The following is a 21730-nucleotide window of genomic DNA, read 5'->3' as shown; positions in this document are numbered from 1 at the left end:
TATATTTTTGGATATTTATGCCGAATGGATTAATTTATTATGCCGTCATTAATAATGGAATTAACATGACGGCGCGCGTTATTCAAAAAGCCAAAAAAACGCCGCAGCAAAATAGCGGCGGCGTAAGGATAACAGCGGTTTGTGACGTCTTAGCGCGTCCAGCGCTGCCCGGGTTGACCGTTGATATAGAGTGTACGGCGCTCATTTTCAGGCAGCGTCACGTCAATGGTCTGCCACGCGGGCTGGTAATCGCCGGTTCTCGCGAATGTCAGGTGAATAGCATCGGCGCTGCATTGCATCTGCCAGTTCACCCACAGCGCGTTCCCCTCGCGATAGCCCCAGCTTTCGCCGTCATCCTCAAACAACAGGCCCGCACTTTCGCCGCTGCCCGGCAACGGGTAGAGCTTCAGCTCGCGCGCGTCGTCGCGCTGCGCATCCACATGACGCAGGCGCGCGCTAAGCGGCAAGCCGCTGCCTGCGCGCACCAGCAACGGCAGACGTTCCAGCGGCGCGTCCAGCGTCACCCACTGGCCGCCGGCATACCACTGGCCGGTATGGAAATCGTACCAGCCGTGGTCATTTGCAGGCAGCCAGAGCGTGCGGTTGCGCGCGCCTGGCTCCACCACGCTCGCTACCAGCACATCGCGCCCCAGCATAAACTCGTCGCATTCGCGGAAGGTCTGCGGGTCGTGTTCGTGGTCGAGGAACGTCGGGCGCAGCATCGGCTCGTCATCGGCATGCGCCTGCCACAGCAGCGTGTAAAGATAAGGCAGCAGACGGTAGCGCAGTTCAATGGCGCTGCGAATAGCGGGCGTTACCGCCGGGTACATCCACGGCTCGTTAACGGTATGATCGTCATTCCACGAGTGAATCGTAAAGCGCGGATGCATCACGCCGTTCTGTACCCAGCGCACGAAGAGTTCCGCGTCCGGTTTATCGCCGGAGAAACCGCCGACGTCGTGGCCGACGTTGTAGAGCCCTGACAGGCTCATGCCAAGCCCCATGCGAATGTTGTAGCGCAGCGTCTGCCAGCTGGTGCGGTTATCGCCGCTCCAGGTCTGTACGTAGCGCTGCATCCCGGCGCAGCCGGAGCGTGAAATCAGGTACGGGCGTTTCTCTGGTGCGAAGGCCTGCTGGGCTTCCATCGAGGCGCGCATCATCAGGAGCGGCATCACCGGGCGGATATGTTTAATGGCTACCGGCTCGCCGAAGCCGTGGCAGCGCGCTTCGCCATCCCAGACTTCATATTCGTTATTGTCATTACAGGTGGAGTCGATGCCCATCTCCAGCAGCTGGGTGGTGACGCCGTTCTGCCACCAGGCGATGGTCGCCGGGTTAGTGAAATCGAGATGCGAGCCTTCGTCATCCCAGAAGCTGGAGCGCTCCGGCGCGTCGGTTTCGGAATCGCGAATAAACAGCCCCTGCTGCGCGACCTCCTCATAGCGCGGGTGATCCTGCAACAGGCAGGGCTTGATATTGGCGGCGAGCTTCAGCCCGGCGTCATGGAACGCCGCGCTCATCGCTTTCGGCTGCGGCACTTTGTCGTAGTTCCAGTTAAAGACATAGCGCTTGTTATTGATGGAGGTGTAACCCGACGAGAGCTGGAAGGAGTCGCACGGGATCGCGTGTTCTTCACACAGGCGAATAAAATTCATCAACTGGTTCTGCGCATCCGGCGCGTCGGTGTAATGCATCGTTGAGCCGCTGTAGCCGAGGCTCCATTTCGGGCCGAACAGCGTTTTACCGGTCAGGCGCACAAAGGCTTTGGTGACATCCAGCACACGCGGGCCGACGAACAGGTAGTAATCGATATCGCCCGCCTCGGCCTGCCAGCGGCGGTAGGGGAGGTGATAGTTGTCAATCTCATTGCCGAGATCGAGCCAGCAACTGCTCAGGTTGTCGTAAAACAGGCCGAAGCTCACCTGCGCGCGGCGGGTAATGGTAAACGGAATATGTTTATACAGCGGATCGGTGCTGGCGGCGTTATAGCCCATAGCGTCCAGGTTACGCATCTCGAAGCGGCGGCCGGTGCGCTCCAGGTTGCCCGCTTTTTCGCCCAGCCCGTAATAGCGGTCATCTTTCTGGCGGCGCTGATAGTGCGCCACGCCGTCGCCATGCGCGTTGATAAGATAAGCGCTGGTGGGGCGATCGCTGGTAAGAAACTGCCACTGGCCGTTATCGTCGCGGTAATGCCACTCCAGCCACAGCGGCTGATGCACCGTTACGCGCAGTTTATCGCTGCTGATGACGAGGCGCTCCGGCGTTTCGTCAAGCGTAAAGCCCGGCAGGCTAAAGCCGTCGAGACTGTCGCGCGGGCGGCCTTCCCACGGCGTGTCGTCGGAAGGTGCAATGCTCCACGTGCGGTTGAGTGCATACTCACCGCGGCGTTTCACCGCCACGCGGAACAGGCCCGGCTCCAGCACCCACAGGCAGAGCGTATGGGCATCATCGACGGTCAGCTCGACGTGGTGGTCGTCGGAATGGGTGAATTTCCAGTGTTTGAGGGTTTTCATCAACATCTCCCTATGAAGCGCGCTTGTTGCGGCGCTCGGCAATAAAGGCAACCAGGAACACAGCGCCAATCAGGTCAAAGAACCCCATGGCGACAAACAGCGGGTTGAAGCCGATTTTGTCGGCGGTCACCCCGATAATCAGTGAGAACAGGAAGCTCGCAATCCAGGCGCAGGAGCCGCGCATCCCGTTCACGGTGGCCATCTGGCCGCGATCGAACGATTCCACCACCAGCGCGCTCAGCATGCAGGAGATAATCTGATGCCCGAAGCCGCCGATGGAGATAAGAATGATGGTGGTGTACGGGTCTTTGGTGATAGTGACAATCGCGAGCGACACCATGAGGAACGCGCCGGTCACCGAGCTTGCGACCACCGAGTTGATCTGCGTACAGCCAAAGACGCGCACATACAGCTTCGTGAGATAACCGCTTGCGACCGAGCCTAAATCGGCGGCGAGAAACGGCAGCCAGGCGAACATGGCAATCTGCTTGAGATCCATGCCGTGTTCTTTAGCGAGGTACAGCGGCACCCAAAAGCTCATCACCGCCCAGGCGGGTTCGGCCATAAACGCCGGGATGGCGATGCCGTAAAAGCGTTTGTTTTTGGCGACGGTTTTCAGCGCGGTGAAGAAGGGCAGGCGCACCGGCGGCGGCTCGTTATCCTGGCGGATGAAGGCCAGCTCTTCCTGGCTCAGGCGCGGGTGTTTTTCCGGGTTGTGATAAAAGAGCCACCACAGCACCACCCAGGCCAGCGCCAGCACGCCGGTAAAGAGAAACGCGCCCTGCCAGCCGAAGGAGATATGCGCGAAGTAAATAATCGGCGGTGCGAGCATCGCGCCGATGGAGAATCCGACGCCCGCCCAGCCTGCGGCGACCGGACGCTCTTTTTTCGGGAACCATTCGCCGAGCGTCTTGGCGTTGGCGGGCGTCGCCGCCGCTTCTGCCGCACCCATAAAGAAGCGCAGGATAGCCAGATGCAGCCAGCTGCCGGCCCCGGCGTGGAAAATACACATCAGCGCCCAGATGGAGGCGCAAATCAGAAAGCCAAGCTTTAGGCCAATCACGTCAATCAGCCAGCCGCACAAAGGCTGAAACAGGGTATAGGCGAGCTGGAATGCGCCGACGATATAAGAGTATTGCTCAGTGGTGATGCCCAGGCTCTCTTTCAGCTCCGGCGCAAGAATGCCGAGGGAGTTACGGGTGATGTAGTTGACGGTCACGCCCATTAAAAACAGCACCAGCACCCACCAGCGCAGATGGCGGATGGCGCGGCGGGTTCGGGTTTTCACCGCGCCGACATCCTGATTAATGCTCTGACTCATTTATTCTTCTCCACGGTTAGCCTGACGGGTATAACAACTCGCATTCCGGGCGCGCCGGAAACCACAGCAGAGACCGCTATCTATTTGAATTAAAATGCTTTTTGTAGGGTTTGTCATACACGTTTTCGATAAAAGTTGTACGACAACCTGAGAGTAGAGCAGCATCTGGAATGGTAGTAGCCTCTTTTATGCAAAAATTTTCATCATTCACAGTGATGTGTTAAAAGAAGCCCAGCTGGCACGGATATATCGTTAAAACCAGCCGTGAAAAATTTTTCATTTCACAACCGGAGATGGATCACAAAATGAGTAAAAAGCTCCAGGTGGCCCTGATCGCCGAACAAACCGGCCTGTCGCTCAGCACCGTTTCCCGCGTGCTGGCGGGTAAAGCCAATACCAGCGAAAAAGCGCGCCGCCGGGTGCGGGAGTGCGCCAAAGCGCTGGGCGTGCTGGAGGATATGGCGGCTGGCAGGCTGCTGCTGAACAGTCTGGTCGTGTTCGCGCCGCGCCGCGCGTTTGATGAGCGGTCCGACATCTTTTATTACCGCGTGATCCAGAGCATCAACAAAGCGCTGGAGCCTCACGAAGTGCAGCTGCGCTACTGTGCGCTGGAGGAAAACGACGCCGACGCCAATCTGTTTCTCGCGCGGATGAACGATCCGCAGACCGAGGCGGCGCTGCTGCTCGGCATCGACGATCCGCACATTCACGATCTGGCGTGTGACGTGGGTAAACCGTGTATGCTGATCAACTGCCGCGATCGCAAAATGCGCCTGCCGGCGGTCGCGCCGGATCACCGGGCGATTGGCGAAAACGCGGCGCGCTATCTCTTCGAGATGGGCCATCGCGAGGTGCTGAACGTGCTGTGCCTGCGGCGCTATACGATGGAGCTGCGTCTGGCGGGCATCCGCGACGCGTGGGAGGCGCAGAATCTGGCGTTTGACGAGACGCGCCATTTGCTGACCGCGCCCGATTTCAGCGCGCGGGGTAGCGAGGCGCTGGTCACGCGGTTTCTTGAGGAAACGCCCGCGGCGGCGCTTCCCGGCGCGCTGCTGGTGGGCGGTGATTTTATGGCGGCAGGCGCGGTAAAAGCGTTACAAAACGCCGGGCTACGGGTGCCGCAGGACATCTCCGTAATGAGCATCGACGCCTTTAACCTGGCGGCGATTGAAGATGTGCCGCTGACGGCAGTGCATGTGCCGCGCGACGCGCTCGGCGAAGAGGCGGTGTTGATGCTGCAACAGCGGCTTATCCGCCCGCAGGCGGCGGTCGGCACGCTGCTTCTGAACGGCACGCTGGATGTCCGCGAATCGGTGCGTCGGGTCAGGCCAGGGCGTGGGAGCGCCAGCGTGCAGCGCGACGGCCTGTATGATTAACGCCCGTCGCCGCAGACCTCGCAGTGCGGGTTGCGCGCCAGTTTCATTTCGCGAAACTGCGTGCGCAGCGCGTCATATATCACCAGCTTTCCGGCGCACGGTTCGCCATAGCGCGCCAGCACTTTGATGGCTTCCATCGCCTGCAGGGAGCCAATCACGCCCACCAGCGGGGCCATCACGCCCGCTTCCACGCAGGTCAGCGCGTTCTCGCCAAAAAGACGGCTCAGGCAGCGGTAGCACGGTGCGTCGGGCTGCCACGTAAAGACGCTGATCTGGCCCTCCATGCGGATAGCCGCGCCGGAGACCAGCGGCACCTTATGATGGAAACAGGCGGCGTTAAGCTGATTGCGCGTCGCCACGTTATCGGTGCAGTCGAGCACCAGGTCATGGCGGGCGATAAGTGCCGAGAGCGCGGCGTCATCGAGCTGTGCGTTTACCGTTTCGATAACGCAGTGCGGGTTAATGGCGGCAAGTGCCTCACGCGCCGATTCCACCTTCGGCTGGCCGATGGTGGCGTCGCGGTGCAGCACCTGGCGCTGGAGATTGGAGAGCGCGACGGTATCGAAATCGAGCAGCGTCAGCCTGCCGGTGCCCGCCGCGGCCAGATAAGGCGCGGCCGCGCAGCCAAGACCGCCGAGGCCCACCACCAGCACGCTGGCAGCCTTCAGCCGTTCCTGCCCGTCAAAATCGAAATCCCGCAGGATGATTTGCCGGTTATAGCGCAGCATCTCGGCATCGCTTAACGCCTCGGTCATCTCAGCCTCCGAACAGGTGGTTAAAGAGCTCAACCTCAACCCATTCGCCCGGCTCGACGTTGCCGCGCTCGCGCTCCAGCACGATAAAGCAGTTGCCCTGGGTGAAGGAGCTGAAAATATGCGAGCCCTGATGGCCGGTGCTCACCACTTCCGGCAGGCCGTCCGCGCCGGTGCGCAGCACGCCGCGCTGGAAATCGAGCCGTCCGGGGGATTTTTTCAGCCGCGTCGCCGCCCGCACGCGCAGGCGCGGCGTGAACACCTCCTTCTGGCCGCTCAGTTTCGCAATCAGCGGGCGCACCAGTTGATAGAACGTGACGGCGGCGGAAACCGGGTTGCCCGGCAGCCCGCAGAACCAGCTACTGGCAAGGCGGCCAAAGGCGAACGGTTTGCCAGGCTTGATGGCGAGTTTCCAGAAGCCGATTTCGCCAAGCTCTTCAAGCAGCGTTTTGGTGTAGTCCGCTTCGCCGACGGAAACGCCGCCGGAGCTTAACACCAGATCGGCCTCGCGGTCGGCTTCCTGAAACGCGGCGCGCAGGGCGTTCGGGTCGTCGCGTATAATGCCGAGGTTCACCACGTCACAACCGAGCGCGTCGAGCATCAGGTGTACCGCGAGACGGTTGGTGTCGTAAATCTGGCCTTCCGCGAGCGGCTGGCCGGGAAGCTGGAGCTCATCGCCGGTGGAGAAAATCGCGACGCGCGGCTTGCGCACCACGTCCACTTCCGCGATGCCGAGTGAGGCAAGGAGCGGCAGTTCGGCGGCGCTCAGTTTCTGGCCTGCTTCCATTACCACCGCGCCCTGGCGAATATCTTCGCCGCGACGGCGGATATGCTGGCCCGCGCGCACGTCAGCGGTAAAACGCACGCCCGCGTCGCTGGTCTGCGCCTCTTCCTGCATGATGACGGCTTCACAGCCCGGCGGCACCGGCGCGCCGGTCATGATGCGGATAGCCGTGCCCGCAGGCCATTCGCCGCTAAACGGCTGGCCCGCGAACGCTTTGCCCACCACCGGCAGCCACGCGCCGGACGCGACATCCGCGAGACGCACGGCGTAGCCATCCATCGCGGCGTTATCAAAACCCGGTACGTCCAGCGGCGAGGTCATGGCGCGCGCTGTCACCCGGCCCATGCTTTTAAGCAGCGGCAGCGTCTGCGTCTCATTCAGGGGAATGATGCGGGAGAGCATCTCCTCAAGGGCGGTTTCCAGGGACATCAGTCCGGCGGTCGGTTCCATGTTTCACTCCAGCGCGACAATCACAAAGCGCCTATTATGACAGAAAGGGCGGTAGGGATGTATGTTTCGCCCTTTACGCCGCCCGCCGGGCTTTACATCACATTTGCCTCTTTCTATATTCAAAATTCGTCTGAAAGCGCGGCGACGATAATGATATTTATAGAAAAAACGCAGCCGCCTGAGAATAATTTTGCTGAATACTTATGCGCCGAACCATCACCAGCGAGGAACCGCAGTGCCTAAAAGTGACGTTTTGCCTGAAGAACAGGTGTTATCGGTTTCCGGCCTGAGCGTGCGTTTTAAAGATGAAAGCGGCACTACCGACGCGGTGCGTCAGCTCTCGTTTAGCCTGAAACGCGGCGAAACGCTGGCGATTGTCGGGGAGTCCGGCTCGGGGAAATCAGTGACGGCGCTCTCGCTGATGCGCCTGATTGAACAGGCGGGCGGCGAAATGGAGAGCGGCCCGCTGCTGCTGCGCCGGCGCAGCGAACAGGTGATTGATCTGCGCACCTTCAGCCAGAAACAGATGCGCGACGTGCGCGGCGCTGATATGGCGATGATTTTTCAGGAGCCGATGACCTCCCTGAACCCGGTCTTTCCGGTGGGTGAGCAAATTGCCGAATCCATTCGCCTGCATCAGGGGTTCGGGCGCGAAAGAGCGATGCGTGAAGCCAAACGGATGCTCGATTTAGTGCGTATCCCGGAGTCCGAAGCGATGCTGGCGCGCTTTCCACACCAGCTTTCCGGCGGGATGCGCCAGCGCGTCATGATCGCGATGGCGCTCTCGTGTCGCCCGGCGGTGCTTATCGCCGACGAACCGACCACGGCGCTGGACGTCACCATTCAGGCGCAAATCCTGCAGCTTATCCGCGTCTTGCAGCAGGAGATGTCGATGGGCGTGATTTTTATCACCCATGATATGGGCGTGGTCGCCAATATGGCCGACCGGGTACTGGTGATGTATCAGGGCGAGGCGGTGGAATCCGGCAGCGTCGAGGAGATTTTTCGCCGCCCGGCGCACCCGTATACCCGTTCTCTGCTGGCCGCCGTGCCGCGCCTGGGGGCGATGAACGGCACCGATCTGCCGCGTAAATTCCCGCTCAATCACGCGCCGCGGTGTGACATGGACCCGCCCGACGCCGAGCAGGATACCGTGGTGCCGGACAGCGAGCCGATTCTTCAGGTGCGCGATCTCGTGACGCGCTTTCCGGTACGCAGCGGCATCTTTAACCGCGTGAAGCGCGAAGTGCATGCCGTAGAGAAAGTGAGTTTTGACCTCTGGCCCGGCGAAACGCTGTCGCTGGTGGGCGAATCGGGCTGTGGTAAATCAACCACCGGGCGCTCGCTGCTGCGGCTCGTGGAAACGCAGGGCGGCTCGATTACCTTTGGCGGCAGGCGCATCGATACGCTCTCCGACAGCGCCATGCAGGCGGTGCGCCGCGATATGCAGTTTATCTTTCAGGACCCTTACGCCTCGCTCGATCCGCGCCTGACGGTGGGTTATTCGATTATGGAGCCGCTGCTGGTGCACCGGCTGCTCGACGGCGAGGCGGCGCGCAAGCGCGTGGCGTGGCTGCTGGAGCGCGTGGGGCTGAAGCCCGAGCACGCCTGGCGTTACCCGCATGAGTTCTCTGGCGGGCAGCGTCAGCGTATCTGCATCGCGCGCGCGCTGGCGCTCAACCCGAAAGTGGTGATCGCCGATGAGTCTGTCTCCGCGCTCGATGTCTCAATTCGTGCGCAAATCATTAATTTATTGCTCGATTTGCAGCGCGATTTCGGCATTTCGTTTCTGTTTATTTCGCATGATATGGCGGTGGTGGAGCGCATCAGCCATCGCGTGGCGGTGATGTATCTCGGACAGATTGTCGAGATAGGCCCGCGCCGCGCGGTGTTTGAAAACCCGCAACATCCTTACACCCGCAAGCTGATGGCGGCAGTACCGGTGGCCGACCCTGGTCATCCGCGCCGTCAGCCTGTGCTGCTTTCCGATGAAATTCCAAGCGCCACGCGCCCGAAAGGCGACGCGCCGTTTGTCGCGCCGCTGGTGCAGGTGGGGCAGGGGCATTATGTGGCGCGTCACCCCGTCGGGGCGACGGACCACCACTTTTAATTTTCAGGTACGGCTTTCAGGAGAAGACGATGACACAACGAATCGCACGCCGCTGGCTTGCCGCGGCAGGGCTGGCTTCTGCGCTGGCCGCCGCGCCCGCCTTTGCGCAGAAAGAGATTGTCGTGGCTGTGGGTTCCAGTTTCACCACGCTCGATCCGTATGACGCCAACGACACGCTCTCCCAGCAGGTCGCCAAATCGTTCTATCAGGGGCTGTTTGGCCTCGATAAATCGATGAAAGTGCAGAATGTGCTGGCGGAAAACTACAGCGTGTCGGATGACGGGCTGGTCTACACGATTAAACTGCGCAGCGGCGTGAAATTTCAGGACGGTACCGATTTCAACGCCGCGGCGGTAAAGGTGAACCTCGATCGCGCCAGCAATCCGGATAACCACCTGAAGCGTTATAACCTGTATAAAAACATCGCCAGCACCGAGGCGGTAGACCCGACCACCGTCAAAATCACCCTGAAACAGCCGTTCTCGGCGTTTATCAATATTCTGGCGCACCCGGCGACCGCGATGATCTCCCCGGCGGCGCTGGAGAAATATGGCAAAGAGATCGGTTTTCACCCGGTCGGCACCGGGCCATATGAACTGGTGACCTGGAATCCGACCGATTTTGTGAAGGTGAAGAAAAACGCCCACTACTGGCAGCCGGGGCTGCCGAAGCTTGACGCCATCACCTGGCGCCCGGTGGTGGATAACAATACGCGCGCCTCGATGCTGCAAACCGGCGAAGCCCAGTTCGCGTTCCCGATCCCTTACGAACAGGCCGCCCTGCTTGAGAAAAACAGCAAGCTGGATCTGGTGGCGACGCCGTCAATCATGCAGCGCTATATCAGCATGAACGTGACCCAGAAGCCGTTCGATAACCCGAAAGTGCGTGAGGCGATCAATTACGCCATCAACCGTCAGGCGCTGGTGAAAGTGGCGTTCGCGGGTTACGCGACGCCCGCCACCGGCGTGGTGCCGCCGACGATTGAGTTCGCGCAGCAGTATCAGCCGTGGCCGTACAACCCGGCCAAAGCGCGTGAGTTGCTGAAAGAAGCGGGCTACCCGAACGGCTTTAGCACCACGCTCTGGTCGTCGCATAACCACAGTACCGCCCAGAAGGTGTTGCAGTTTACGCAGCAGCAGCTGGCGCAGGTGGGCATTAAAGCGAAAGTGACGGCGATGGACGCAGGCCAGCGCGCCTCGGAAGTGGAAGGCAAAGGGCAGAAAGAGAGCGGCGTGCGGATGTTCTACACCGGCTGGTCGGCATCGACCGGCGAAGCCGACTGGGCGCTTTCTCCGCTTTTCGCCTCGCAGAACTGGCCGCCGACGCTGTTTAACACGGCGTTTTACAGCAACCCGGCGGTGGATAAAGATCTCGCCGACGCGTTGAAAACGACCGACAAAACCCGTAAGGCCGCGCTGTATAAAGCCGCGCAGGATACGCTGTGGAAGGAGTCGCCCTGGGTGCCGCTGGTGGTGGAAAAACTGGTTTCGGCGCACAGCAAATCGCTGACCGGGTTTTACATGATGCCGGATACGGGCTTTAGTTTTGAGGACGCGGATCTGAAATAACCGTCGCCGGAAGGTGGGGATGAGCGTAAATGGCCGGAAGGTGGGTGCGCTACGCTTACCCACCCTACATTTTATGCGGCCAACCGCTTTGGGGCGGGTAAGCGAAGCGCACCCGCCAGCCAGGGTTAGTGATGTAAACCGTAGGGCGGGTAAGCGCACCCGCCAGCCAGGGTTAGTGATGTAAACCGTAGGACGGGTAAGCATAAGCGCACCCGCCAGCCAGGGTTAGCGATGTAAATCGTAGGGCGGGTAAGCGAAGCGCACCCGCCAGCCAGGGTTGGCGATGTAAACCGTAGGGCGGGTAAGCGAAGCGCACCCGCCAGCCCAGGGTTGGCGATGTAAACCGTAGGGCGGGTAAGCGAAGCGCACCCGCCAGCGGCACAATATCAATCCCATACAAGAAGACGCGTTCATGAAGGAAAACAGGGTTTCGCATGTTTAGCTACATCATAAAACGCCTGCTGGGGCTCATCCCGACGCTGCTCATCGTGGCGGTGCTGGTGTTTTTGTTCGTTCATCTGCTGCCGGGCGATCCGGCGCGCCTCGTCGCCGGGCCGGAGGCCGACGCTCAGGTCATTGGTATGGTGCGCCACCAGCTCGGCCTTGATCAGCCGCTCTGGCAGCAGTTCTGGCACTACATCAGCAACGTGGTGCGCGGCGATTTCGGCACCTCGCTGGTCTCGCGCCGTCCGGTCTCAGAAGAGATTGCCAGCCGCTTTATGCCGACTTTCTGGCTGACGCTTGCCAGCATGAGCTGGGCGATGGTCTTCGGGCTCGCCGCCGGGATTATCGCGGCGGTCTGGCGCAACCGCTGGCCAGACCGTCTGAGCATGACGCTTGCGGTCTCCGGCATTTCGTTCCCTGCGTTTGCCCTCGGTATGCTGCTGATGCATATCTTTTCGGTGCAGCTCGGGTGGCTGCCCACCGTGGGCGCCGACAGCTGGCGGCACTATATTCTGCCGTCGCTGACGCTTGGCGCGGCCGTGGCGGCGGTCATGGCGCGCTTTACCCGCGCCTCTTTTGTGGATGTGCTGGGCGAAGACTATATGCGCACCGCCCGCGCCAAAGGCGTGAGCGAGAAATGGGTTATCCTGAAACATGGCTTGCGCAACGCGATGATCCCGGTTGTCACTATGATGGGCTTACAGTTCGGCTTTCTGCTTGGCGGTTCAATTGTGGTGGAGAAAGTCTTTAACTGGCCGGGGCTGGGGCGTCTGCTGGTCGATTCCGTAGAGATGCGCGACTACCCGGTCATTCAGGCCGAAGTGCTGCTGTTCTCGCTCGAATTTATTCTTATCAACTTAGTGGTGGATGTGCTCTACGCCGCCATTAACCCGGCTATCAGGTACAAGTAAGGATGCGACTTTTCAACTGGCGCCGACAGGCGATTTTAAACGGCCTGCCTACCGTTCGCCCGCACCAGACGCGCACGCCGTGGCATGAGTTCTGGCATCGTCTGAAGCGCCAGCCGGTGGCGCTGGTGGCGGGCGGTTTTGTGCTACTGCTTATCGCGCTGGCGCTGTTCGCGCCGTGGATTGCGCCGTTCGACGCCGAAAACTATTTCGATTATGACCGCCTGAATGAAGGACCGTCGATGGTGCACTGGTTCGGTGTCGATTCGCTGGGGCGCGATATTTTCAGCCGCGTGATTGTCGGCGCGCGGATTTCGCTCGCCGCCGGGGTGTTTGCGGTGCTGACGGGCGCGATTATCGGTACTGTGCTGGGGCTGCTGGCGGGCTTTTACGAAGGCTGGTGGGACCGCGTGATCATGCGCATCTGCGACGTGCTGTTCGCCTTCCCGGGCATTTTGCTCGCCATCGCCGTGGTCGCGGTAATGGGCAGCGGGATGGCGAACGTCATTATCGCCGTGGCGATATTCAGTATCCCGGCCTTTGCTCGCTTGGTGCGCGGCAATACGCTGGTGCTGAAGCACCAGACGTTTATTGAATCGGCGCGCAGTATCGGTGCGTCTGATGCCACCATTCTGTTCCGCCATATCCTGCCGGGCACGGTGTCGTCGATTGTAGTCTATTTCACCATGCGTATCGGCACGTCGATTATCTCCGCCGCCAGTTTGTCGTTTCTGGGGCTTGGCGCGCAGCCGCCGACGCCGGAGTGGGGAGCGATGTTGAACGAGGCCCGCGCGGATATGGTGATGGCCCCGCACGTGGCGATTTTCCCGAGCCTTGCGATTTTCCTGACGGTGCTGGCGTTTAATCTGTTGGGCGACGGGCTGCGCGACGCGCTGGATCCGAAGATTAAGGGGTAGTGCGGGAAGTGGTGGATGCGCATCGGGATGGCGGGTGCGCAAGCTTACCCGCCCTACAGCCAGGTCGATTGTGAATGGCGGGTGCGCTTGCGCTTACCCGGCCTACGGCCAGGTTGGTTGTGAATGGCGGGTGCGCTTGCGCTTACCCGCCCTACGGGATCGGTTGGTTCTGTGTAGGGCGGGTAAGCGCAGCGCACCCGCCGATGTCATGCACCCGCCATAAAAAAGGCTGCCATCGGCAGCCTTTTCACTTTCACGGCGCGCAGAAACCTTATACCAGGCTTCCCCACAGATCATACTCGTCGGCGTTCTCCACCTTCACGCGCACCACATCGCCCGGCTTCAGTTTGGTTTCACCGTTCAGGTACACGGCGCCGTCGATTTCCGGGGCGTCCGCCATGCTGCGGCCAATCGCGCCTTCCTCGTCCACTTCATCAATGATGACCAGGATCTCGCGGCCCACTTTCTCCTGCAGACGCTCGGCGGAAATCTGCTGCTGCAACGCCATAAAGCGATTCCAGCGCTCTTCTTTCACCTCTTCCGGCACCTGATCCGGCAGATCGTTGGCGGTTGCGCCTTCAACCGGGCTGTATTTAAAGCAGCCCACGCGATCCAGACGCGCCTCTTTCAGGAAATCGAGCAGCATCTGGAAATCGTCTTCGGTTTCGCCAGGAAAACCGACGATAAACGTCGAGCGCAGGGTCAGCTCCGGGCAAATCTCACGCCACTGCTTAATGCGCGCCAGCTGGCGGTCTACCGAACCAGGACGCTTCATCAGCTTCAGAATCCGCGGGCTGGCGTGCTGCAACGGAATATCCAGATACGGCAGGATTTTGCCTTCCGCCATCAGCGGGATCACATCGTCCACGTGCGGGTAAGGGTAGACGTAATGCAGACGCACCCAGACGCCAAGCTTCGCGAGCTGTTCGCACAGGCTCACCATGCTGGTTTTAACCGGGGAGCCGTTCCAGAAGCCGGTGCGGTGTTTCACGTCCACGCCGTAAGCGGAGGTGTCCTGCGAAATCACCAGCAGCTCTTTGACGCCCGCTTCCACCAGACGTTTCGCCTCGGCCAGCACGTCGCCAATCGGGCGGCTGTCGAGATCGCCGCGCATCGACGGGATAATGCAGAAGGTGCAGCGATGGTTGCAGCCTTCGGAAATTTTCAGGTAGGCGTAGTGGCGCGGCGTCAGTTTTACACCCTGTTCAGGCACGAGGCTCAGGAACGGGTTGTGCTTCGGCTTCGGCACATAGTGATGAACATGTTGCAGCACCTGCTCGTAGCTGTGCGGCCCGGTGATTTCCAGCACTTTCGGGTGCACTTCGCGGATCTGATCTTCTTTCGCGCCGAGACAGCCGGTGACGATCACCTTGCCGTTTTCATTCAGCGCTTCGCCGATCGCCTCGAGCGACTCCTGCACTGCGCTGTCGATAAACCCGCAGGTGTTGACGATAACCATGTCGGCGTCGTCATAGCGTGGCACCACGTCATAGCCCTCGGTGCGAAGCTCTGTCAGGATGCGCTCAGAGTCCACCAGGTTTTTTGGGCAGCCCAGCGAAACGAAGCCGATCTTTGGCTGCTGCATTACATTGCTCATAGGTTAAAAATTCATCATTTATGGAGTTATCAGGGCGGGGATTTTACAGAGGTTGGTGGGAAATTTGTACTGGTATCTTGCGCCTGCGCGATGTTAAAGATTTTGTAAAAGTCCGCCGGGCCGTTCTGCGGCTGGCTACCCTTAATCGGGACTGCCATAAGGAGAACGCCATGCCGCTACGCTCGCCCCGTTTACTCGCTCTGTTGCTCGTTGTGAGCGCCTCCGCCGCCGCGCTGCCTGCAAAGGTGGATGTGCTTGCCGATAATCTCGAAAACCCGTGGTCGCTGGCGTTTCTGCCGGATAACCAGGGCATGCTGATAACGCTTCGCGGCGGCGCGCTGAAACGCTGGCAGCCGGGCAAAGGGCTTTCCGCCGCCATTGCCGGCGTGCCGACGGTCTGGCATCAGGGGCAGGGCGGGCTGCTGGATGTGGTGCTGGCACCCGATTTTAACGAGAGCCGCCGCGTCTGGCTGAGCTATGCCGAAGGCGACAGCGACGGTAAAGCGGGCACCGCGGTGGGCTACGGGCGGCTTAGCGACGATATGCAGCGGCTGGAGAATTTTAAGGTGGTGTTCCGCCAGCAGCCGAAGCTCTCGGTCGGCAACCATTTTGGCGGGCGTATGGCGTTTGACGGCAAAGGCCATCTGTTCATCGCGCTTGGCGAAAACAACCAGCGCCCGACGGCGCAGGATCTCGACAAGCTTCAGGGCAAAGTGGTGCGTCTTACCGAAAATGGCGACGTGCCGAAAGATAACCCGTTTGTCGGCAAACAGGGCGTGCGCCCGGAGATCTGGTCTTACGGCATTCGCAACCCGCAGGGGCTGGCGCTCAACCCGTGGAGCCAGACGATATGGCTTAACGAGCACGGCCCGAAAGGCGGTGATGAAATCAATATTCCCGAAGCGGGCAAAAACTACGGCTGGCCGCTTGCCACCTGGGGCATCAATTACAACGGCGAGCCAATTCCGGAGGCCAAAGGCGGTAAAGCGCCGGGCACCGAACAGCCGCTGTTCTACTGGAAAGTCTCGCCCGCGGTGAGCGGCATGGCGTTTTATAACGCCGATAAATTTCCGCAGTGGAAAAATAAGCTGTTTATCGGCGCGCTCAAGGAGCAGAACCTGATCCAGCTGTCGGTGAACGGCAATCAAGTGACGGAAGATGGCCGACTGCTGGAGAAAGAGAATAAACGCATTCGCGACGTGCGCGTCGGGCCGGACGGCTTTCTGTATGTGCTGACCGACGAAACCGACGGTCAGCTGCTGAAAGTCAGCCCGGCGTCGTGATCAGCTCACCGGGATCATCACGATATTGCGAAACGCCGGGCGTTCGGTGAGCTGCTGATACCAGCGCTCCAGGTGCGGGCGCGGCGTCCACTCGATGCCAACGTTAAAGAGATTATAGATGTGCGGGGCAGGGGCCATATCGGCGATGCCGAACGCGTCGCCGGAGAGCCACGGGGTTTTCGCCAGTTCGGCGTCAAGAATGGCGAACAGCGCATCGCACTGCTTTTTGCTCTCTTCAATCAGCGCCGGGTCGCGCTGCTCGGGCGGCGTGCGCACCAGGCTGAAGACGACGCCGCGATGCGGCGCAGGCAGCGTGCTGATGGCCCAGTCCATCCACTTTTCGCCGCGGGCGCGCTCAACGGGGCTTTCCAGCCACAGACGGCCCTGGCCATACTGCGCTGCCAGATAACGCACAATGGTGTTGGATTCCCACAGCACCAGGCCGGTTTCATCGTCGCGCAGGCAAGGCACCAGCCCGTTCGGGTTCATCTCCAGATAATCCGCGTCGTGGTTAATGCCATATTTGCCGCCCGCCGGAATGCGGTTGTACGGCAGCTCCAGCTCTTCCAGACACCACAGCACCTTCTTCACGTTAGTGGAATTTTCTCGACCCCATACGGTAATCATATCTTGCTCCTTTGCAGATGAACGATGCCGCGGCGACGGCGCGCCACGAAGATATTCCATGGTGGAATAATCCCCGCGCTTTCGCAACTGCCTGAAAATGCCGTGTCACTTTGTGACCGGAAAGTGAAACTTTAAAAACTTTACCCCCGTGCTGTTTCATTGATGGCGTTTGTGCGTTATTACTCATCTTTTCACCGATACGGTTGATTTGTAGTAGTTTCTGGAATGGATATTCAGGTGGCTCTTATGACCTCATTCTCACGCTCCGGCGCTCGTCGCGTGCTGGCTCTCTCAGGCGCGTTTCTATTGATTTCTCTCTCCACCGCCCACGCGGCCGACCCGATTGCGCCCGCCGCGCCAGAGGTCGACGCCCGCGCCTGGATCCTGATGGACTATCACAGCGGCAAAGTGCTGGCAGAAGGCAACGCGGATGAAAAACTCGATCCGGCAAGCCTCACCAAACTGATGACCAGCTATGTGGTCGGCCAGGCGCTCAAGGCGGGGAAAATTCATCTCGATGATAAAGTGACCGTCGGCAAAGACGCCTGGGCGACCGGCAACCCGGCGCTGCGCGGCTCGTCGCTGATGTTCTTAAAACCCGGCGATCAGGTGTCGGTGGCCGATCTCAACAAAGGCGTGATTATTCAGTCCGGCAATGACGCCAGTATTGCTATCGCCGATTATGTGGCGGGCAGCCAGGACGCGTTTGTCAGCCTGATGAACGGCTACGCCAAACGCCTGGGGCTGACTAACACGACCTTTAAAACGGTCCACGGCCTCGATGCGCCGGGGCAGTTCAGCACCGCGCGCGATATGGCGCTGCTCGGCAAGGCGCTGATCCACGACGTGCCGGATGAATACGCCATCCATAAAGAGAAAGAATTTACGTTCAATAAAATTCGCCAGCCTAACCGCAACCGGCTGTTGTGGAGCAGCAGCATGAACGTCGACGGAATGAAAACCGGCACTACAGCGGGCGCGGGCTATAACCTGGTCGCCTCGGCGACGCAGGGCGATATGCGCCTGATCTCGGTTGTGCTGGGCGCGAAAACCGACGGCATTCGCTTTCGCGAATCGGAAAAGCTGCTGACCTGGGGCTTCCGCTTTTTTGAAACCGTCACGCCGATTAAGCCGGATGCCGCGTTCGTTAACCAGCGCGTCTGGTTTGGCGACAGCAGCGAAGTGAAACTCGGCGCGGGCGAGGCGGGTTCGGTGACGATCCCCAAAGGCCAGCTGAAAAACCTCAAAGCCACCTATACGCTCAATTCGCCGCAGCTTACCGCGCCGCTGAAACAGGGCCAGGTGGTGGGCACTATCGATTTCCAGCTGAACGGCAAGAGCATCGAGCAGCGCCCGCTGGTGGTCATGGAAGCGGTAAATGAAGGCGGCTTCTTCAGCCGGATGTGGGATTTCGTGCTGATGAAATTCCATCAGTGGTTCGGTAGCTGGTTCTCGTAACCGTGCGCTCCCGGTTTACGGGAGCGTTTACCACATCACGCTGACGTTCGCCGCCTGCGCCCAGGCGATAAACGCGTCGTCGGGCATCCGGTCGGTCGTGATGGTATCAAACGCCTCAAGCGGCCCCATACAGGCGGGCCGCACCTGTCCAAATTTGCTGTGGTCCGCCACGATCACATGACGCTGGGCCATCTCCAGCGCCCAGTGTTTCACCGGCAGTTCGTCGAGATTAAAACAGGTCGCGCCATATTGCGGATGCAGCCCCGCCGCCGAAAAAAACGCGATATCGGGGCAGAGATTGCGCAGCGTCTCCTGGAAATTGAGCGGCTTGAAAATCGCGTTGCTCGCGTGGAATTCGCCGCCGCAAAGGATAACGCGACAGTGCGGTTTCTCCTGGAGCGCCAGAAAGGTGTTGAGCGAATAGCAGATGCCGGTGAAGGGCAGGGCGTCGTCCAGCGCGTCGATGACCCACGGCGTGGTGGTGCCACAGTCGAAAAAAAGCGTCTGGTGCGGGCGGGCAAGCGACGCCGCGAGCGCGGCCGCGTGGCGTTTCTCCTCCACCAGCCGGGTCTGCTCATCGCTTAACAGGTAGCGGCTTACCGCCACGCCGCGCGGCTCCAGCACAATATAGCCGCCAAGCAGCGTGACCGGCGCGTCATTACCCTGCAGGTCGCGGCGAATCGTCATCTCCGAGACGCCAAGCAGCGCCGCCGCCTCTTTGAGATGCATTTTATCCTGTCGCTTTAGTGCCTGTAGCAGTTGCGCCAGTCGCTCGTCACGCCGCGTTTCCATAGTTCCTCTTGCTCAACCCGGCACCACGCCCGTCGCGCGGTGCCTGAAAAGTCGTGCAATCTTACCTGTGGACCTGCGGTTAGTCACGCACCCAGCCTTTACGGATGGGCAGTGCGAAGCAGAGACGATAGAGCTGGCGCAGCGTGCGGTAGAGCGGTTCGCCAAGCGGTGCCCAGAGGATCTGCGCGCTCAGGCAGGCGAGCATCGCCACCAGCAGACCGCCCGCCATATCGAGTGGCCAGTGGACGCCCAGATAGACGCGCGACCAGGCAATCGCGCAGGCGACGGCCATTAACAGCGCGCCAGACCAGACGCGGTGCCAGAAGAGAAACGCCAGCGCGAAGGTGAAAATCACGGTGCCGTGATCGCTGGGATAGGAGTCGTCAGGCGCGTGCGGCAGGAACTGATGACCGAGGCCGACCACAAACGGGCGCGGATGCGGAAACAGATGGCCCGCAAGCCAGGAGACGGCGAGGCTGATGAGCAGCGCCAGCGCGAACTTCACCACCAGCCTGCGCTCGGTCGGACGCCAGAGCCACAGTACCACCGGCAGCAGCGGCACAATCGAGATAAGATCGCGCGCGATAAAGGTCGCCAGCGCGATAAGCCAGCCCGGCGACGCGGGCGTCGCGTTAATTTGCAAAAACAGAAATTGATTCAACGCTTCCATCATAGGGTTGCGGGTTCCTTATTCATCAATGTGGTAGTCACGCCCCACGTCACCACCTGCGTGAGCCACACCCACCAGCCTGCCCACAGGTTATGGGTGAAGAAATGCGCGCCGCGCATCACCTGGCCGAAGCCCATCGCGAGCCCGAGCGCAATGCCCGCCGCCAGCGCCAGCCGGGCGTATCCCGGATGCTCACGCTTAAGGCCGAACCAGAGGCCCATCACCATAAAGCCGCTGGAGGCGTGGCCGCCAGGGAAACACCGACCCGGGCCGCTGCCGTCCGGTACCGCGCCAAAAAGCGGATAGGAGAGCGCCTTTCCGCCATACTCAACAAGATCCCACGGACAGCTGTGATGGCTGGTGGCCTTCAGGATGCCGACGACGGCAGCGCCAAGACCCATCAGCACCGCGACCATCATCCAGCGCGGATGGCGACGAATCACGCCATACAGCAGGCTCCCGACCGCGACCGCGATGGCGCAATATTTGGCGAGCCGGTGGTTGAGCAGATCAAGCCAGTGGTTGTCCTGCCAGGGAAAATTCCCTGCGGCGGCGTCAAACCACATCTGCGTCAGCCAGCGGTCCAGCGTTTCGGTGCGTGAAAGCCAGGTGAACAGCACGCCCAGCGCCGTTAACAGCGCAAGCTGACCAACATAAAAGCGCACGGGAAGGGAATAAAGGGAGATTGTCTTATTTATCCGGGGCCTGGCGGGCCAGAAAAGCGGAGATAAAGTACGCATCGCGGCGTCATCCGGAAGCTGAAAAGGGCCAGCATAAAGCGGCTAACTTAAGAAAACCTTAAACAATCGGGCGAAAGGCGCGCCACGCCGGTTTGTCGCACATAATTCACTATCGCGCGGCGCGGCAATTCATTACACTTTGCGCGATTTTATTGATGGATGACTCATGCAAACTCACGCAAACCGAACCGGACGTCTCGGACGCCAGGCGCTGCTGTTCCCGCTCTGCCTGGTGCTCTACGAATTCTCGACTTATATCGGCAACGACATGATCCAGCCGGGCATGCTCGCGGTCGTCGAACAGTATCAGGCGGGCGTCGAATGGGTGCCCACCTCTATGACCGCCTATCTCGCGGGCGGCATGTTTTTACAGTGGCTGCTCGGCCCGCTCTCTGACCGTATCGGCAGACGCCCGGTGATGCTGGCGGGCGTGGCGTGGTTTATCGTCACCTGTCTTGCCACGTTGCTCGCCCGGGACATTGAACAGTTCACCGTGCTGCGCTTTTTGCAGGGCATCAGCCTGTGCTTTATCGGCGCGGTGGGTTATGCCGCGATTCAGGAGTCGTTTGAAGAGGCGGTGTGTATCAAAATCACCGCGTTAATGGCGAACGTCGCGCTTATCGCGCCGCTGCTGGGGCCACTCGTCGGGGCCGCATGGGTACACGCCGCGCCCTGGGAGATGATGTTTGTACTCTTCGCCGCGCTGGCGGCCATCTCGTTCTTTGGCCTGTGGCGCGCCATGCCGGAGACGGCCACGCGGCTTGGCGAGAAGCTGTCGCTGCGTGAACTGGGCCGTGACTATAAAGCCGTGCTGAAAAACCTGCGCTTTGTGTCCGGGGCGCTGGCGATAGGTTTTGTCAGCCTGCCGCTGCTGGCGTGGATTGCGCAGTCGCCGGTCATTATCATCAGCGGCGAGCAGATGAGCACCTATGAATATGGCCTGTTGCAGGTGCCGATTTTCGGCGCGCTGATCATCGGCAACCTGGTGCTGGCGAAGCTCACCGCCCGGCGCTCCGTGCGCTCGCTGATTGTGATGGGCGGCTGGCCGATGATGTTCGGGCTGGCGCTGGCGGCGCTCGCCACGGTGATTTCATCGCACGCGTACCTCTGGATGACGACGGGGCTCAGCATCTACGCTTTCGGCATCGGCATTGCTAACGCGGGCCTGGTGCGCCTGACGCTCTTTGCCAGCGACATCAGCAAAGGCACCGTCTCGGCGGCGATGGGCATGTTGCAGATGACCATTTTCACGGTGGGTATCGAAATCAGTAAACACGCCTGGCTTGGCGGCGGCAACGCGCTGTTTAACCTGTTTAACTTCGCAAGCGGCCTCCTGTGGCTGGGCCTGATGGTGATTTTCCTGAAGGACAAAACCGTCGGCACCCGCCCGGAAGCGTAACGCAAAACGCGACGGCCCACC

General features: G+C 60.4%; 17 protein-coding genes. 8 read left to right on the top strand and 9 right to left on the bottom strand.

Annotated features, from left to right (window positions below; all coding sequences use genetic code 11):
- Positions 1-149: 149 nt before the first annotated feature.
- Positions 150-2513: a glycoside hydrolase family 31 protein gene (locus CSK29544_RS18735; protein ID WP_007902096.1), complete on the bottom strand. Its 2364-nt coding sequence runs from the start codon at positions 2511-2513 to the stop codon at positions 150-152.
- Positions 2514-2523: 10 nt separating this feature from the next.
- Entirely contained in the window at positions 2524-3834 is a 1311-nt protein-coding gene (locus CSK29544_RS18730; RefSeq protein ID WP_029038913.1) for an MFS transporter, read from the bottom strand.
- A gap of 305 nt (positions 3835-4139) precedes the next feature.
- On the opposite strand from CSK29544_RS18730, the gene CSK29544_RS18725 reads away from it, so the two are divergent.
- Positions 4140-5210 (top strand): LacI family DNA-binding transcriptional regulator, encoded by a 1071-nt coding sequence (locus CSK29544_RS18725; RefSeq protein WP_007889248.1) that lies wholly within the window; start codon positions 4140-4142, stop codon positions 5208-5210.
- On the opposite strand, the gene moeB is transcribed toward CSK29544_RS18725, so the two are convergent.
- A complete protein-coding gene (gene moeB, locus CSK29544_RS18720) occupies positions 5207-5965 on the bottom strand; it encodes a molybdopterin-synthase adenylyltransferase MoeB (protein WP_007889247.1) in 759 nt (252 codons plus the stop codon). The two genes, CSK29544_RS18725 and moeB, sit on opposite strands and share 4 nt — an antisense overlap.
- A 1-nt stretch (position 5966) precedes the next feature.
- Positions 5967-7196: a molybdopterin molybdotransferase MoeA gene (moeA, locus tag CSK29544_RS18715; protein WP_007889230.1), complete on the bottom strand. Its 1230-nt coding sequence runs from the start codon at positions 7194-7196 to the stop codon at positions 5967-5969.
- 235 nt (positions 7197-7431) lie between these two features.
- Between moeA and gsiA the strand changes: the two genes are divergently transcribed.
- The 4 genes from gsiA to gsiD all read left to right on the top strand — a co-directional run bounded on the left by gsiA (position 7432) and on the right by gsiD (position 13143).
- Positions 7432-9306: a glutathione ABC transporter ATP-binding protein GsiA gene (gene gsiA / locus CSK29544_RS18710; protein ID WP_007889227.1), complete on the top strand. Its 1875-nt coding sequence runs from the start codon at positions 7432-7434 to the stop codon at positions 9304-9306.
- Positions 9307-9335: 29 nt separating this feature from the next.
- Positions 9336-10874 carry a glutathione ABC transporter substrate-binding protein GsiB gene (gene gsiB, locus CSK29544_RS18705; protein ID WP_004388439.1) on the top strand — a complete coding sequence of 513 codons (1539 nt, stop codon included), beginning with the start codon at positions 9336-9338 and terminating at the stop codon, positions 10872-10874.
- A 434-nt stretch (positions 10875-11308) separates the two neighbouring features.
- The gene (gene gsiC / locus CSK29544_RS18700) at positions 11309-12229 is read left to right on the top strand and encodes a glutathione ABC transporter permease GsiC (RefSeq protein ID WP_007901396.1); all 921 of its coding nucleotides are present in this window, start codon (positions 11309-11311) and stop codon (positions 12227-12229) included.
- 2 nt (positions 12230-12231) lie between these two features.
- Positions 12232-13143: a glutathione ABC transporter permease GsiD gene (gene gsiD / locus CSK29544_RS18695; protein WP_012125259.1), complete on the top strand. Its 912-nt coding sequence runs from the start codon at positions 12232-12234 to the stop codon at positions 13141-13143.
- 271 nt (positions 13144-13414) lie between these two features.
- Here the strand turns inward: gsiD and rimO are convergent, their stop codons facing one another.
- Complete coding sequence (gene rimO, locus CSK29544_RS18690; protein ID WP_007866226.1) at positions 13415-14740, bottom strand: 30S ribosomal protein S12 methylthiotransferase RimO; 1326 nt, start codon at positions 14738-14740, stop codon at positions 13415-13417.
- A gap of 170 nt (positions 14741-14910) precedes the next feature.
- Here rimO and CSK29544_RS18685 point away from each other — a divergent pair, with 170 nt between their 5' ends.
- Entirely contained in the window at positions 14911-16023 is a 1113-nt protein-coding gene (locus CSK29544_RS18685; RefSeq protein ID WP_007901380.1) for a PQQ-dependent sugar dehydrogenase, read from the top strand.
- Here CSK29544_RS18685 and CSK29544_RS18680 read toward each other — a convergent pair whose 3' ends face one another.
- Positions 16024-16650 (bottom strand): glutathione S-transferase family protein, encoded by a 627-nt coding sequence (locus tag CSK29544_RS18680; protein ID WP_004388117.1) that lies wholly within the window; start codon positions 16648-16650, stop codon positions 16024-16026.
- A gap of 246 nt (positions 16651-16896) precedes the next feature.
- Here CSK29544_RS18680 and dacC point away from each other — a divergent pair, with 246 nt between their 5' ends.
- Positions 16897-18108 (top strand): serine-type D-Ala-D-Ala carboxypeptidase, encoded by a 1212-nt coding sequence (gene dacC, locus CSK29544_RS18675; RefSeq protein WP_004388116.1) that lies wholly within the window; start codon positions 16897-16899, stop codon positions 18106-18108.
- A gap of 27 nt (positions 18109-18135) precedes the next feature.
- On the opposite strand, the gene deoR is transcribed toward dacC, so the two are convergent.
- From deoR to CSK29544_RS18660, 3 genes are all read right to left on the bottom strand, one after another.
- Complete coding sequence (gene deoR, locus CSK29544_RS18670) at positions 18136-18900, bottom strand: DNA-binding transcriptional repressor DeoR (RefSeq protein WP_007901379.1); 765 nt, start codon at positions 18898-18900, stop codon at positions 18136-18138.
- 79 nt (positions 18901-18979) lie between these two features.
- On the bottom strand, positions 18980-19573 hold the full coding sequence (gene ybjG, locus CSK29544_RS18665) for an undecaprenyl-diphosphate phosphatase (RefSeq protein WP_007901377.1): 594 nt from the start codon (positions 19571-19573) through the stop codon (positions 18980-18982).
- Positions 19570-20310 (bottom strand): phosphatase PAP2 family protein, encoded by a 741-nt coding sequence (locus CSK29544_RS18660; RefSeq protein WP_032976349.1) that lies wholly within the window; start codon positions 20308-20310, stop codon positions 19570-19572. The genes ybjG and CSK29544_RS18660 overlap by 4 nt, the downstream gene beginning before the upstream one ends.
- A 166-nt stretch (positions 20311-20476) precedes the next feature.
- On the opposite strand from CSK29544_RS18660, the gene CSK29544_RS18655 reads away from it, so the two are divergent.
- Positions 20477-21709, top strand: coding sequence for an MFS transporter (locus CSK29544_RS18655; protein WP_029038915.1), 1233 nt, complete (start codon positions 20477-20479; stop codon positions 21707-21709).
- Positions 21710-21730: the final 21 nt, after the last annotated feature.

The organism is Cronobacter sakazakii (assembly GCF_000982825.1).
Lineage (GTDB): Bacteria > Pseudomonadota > Gammaproteobacteria > Enterobacterales > Enterobacteriaceae > Cronobacter > Cronobacter sakazakii.
This window is presented reverse-complemented; position numbering and strand designations above follow the sequence as displayed.

Bases quoted from the DNA above. Each gene is read 5' to 3' on its own strand.
- gsiC (WP_007901396.1), top strand. From the start codon at position 11,309: ATGTTTAGCTACATCATAAAACGCCTGCTGGGGCTCATCCCGACGCTG.
- moeA (WP_007889230.1), bottom strand. From the start codon at position 7,196: ATGGAACCGACCGCCGGACTGATGTCCCTGGAAACCGCCCTTGAGGAG.
- gsiD (WP_012125259.1), top strand. From the start codon at position 12,232: ATGCGACTTTTCAACTGGCGCCGACAGGCGATTTTAAACGGCCTGCCT.
- rimO (WP_007866226.1), bottom strand. From the start codon at position 14,740: ATGAGCAATGTAATGCAGCAGCCAAAGATCGGCTTCGTTTCGCTGGGC.
- gsiB (WP_004388439.1), top strand. From the start codon at position 9,336: ATGACACAACGAATCGCACGCCGCTGGCTTGCCGCGGCAGGGCTGGCT.
- dacC (WP_004388116.1), top strand. From the start codon at position 16,897: ATGACCTCATTCTCACGCTCCGGCGCTCGTCGCGTGCTGGCTCTCTCA.
- CSK29544_RS18680 (WP_004388117.1), bottom strand. From the start codon at position 16,650: ATGATTACCGTATGGGGTCGAGAAAATTCCACTAACGTGAAGAAGGTG.
- CSK29544_RS18655 (WP_029038915.1), top strand. From the start codon at position 20,477: ATGCAAACTCACGCAAACCGAACCGGACGTCTCGGACGCCAGGCGCTG.
- CSK29544_RS18685 (WP_007901380.1), top strand. From the start codon at position 14,911: ATGCCGCTACGCTCGCCCCGTTTACTCGCTCTGTTGCTCGTTGTGAGC.
- moeB (WP_007889247.1), bottom strand. From the start codon at position 5,965: ATGACCGAGGCGTTAAGCGATGCCGAGATGCTGCGCTATAACCGGCAA.
- CSK29544_RS18660 (WP_032976349.1), bottom strand. From the start codon at position 20,310: ATGCGTACTTTATCTCCGCTTTTCTGGCCCGCCAGGCCCCGGATAAAT.
- ybjG (WP_007901377.1), bottom strand. From the start codon at position 19,573: ATGATGGAAGCGTTGAATCAATTTCTGTTTTTGCAAATTAACGCGACG.
- deoR (WP_007901379.1), bottom strand. From the start codon at position 18,900: ATGGAAACGCGGCGTGACGAGCGACTGGCGCAACTGCTACAGGCACTA.
- CSK29544_RS18730 (WP_029038913.1), bottom strand. From the start codon at position 3,834: ATGAGTCAGAGCATTAATCAGGATGTCGGCGCGGTGAAAACCCGAACC.
- CSK29544_RS18725 (WP_007889248.1), top strand. From the start codon at position 4,140: ATGAGTAAAAAGCTCCAGGTGGCCCTGATCGCCGAACAAACCGGCCTG.
- CSK29544_RS18735 (WP_007902096.1), bottom strand. From the start codon at position 2,513: ATGAAAACCCTCAAACACTGGAAATTCACCCATTCCGACGACCACCAC.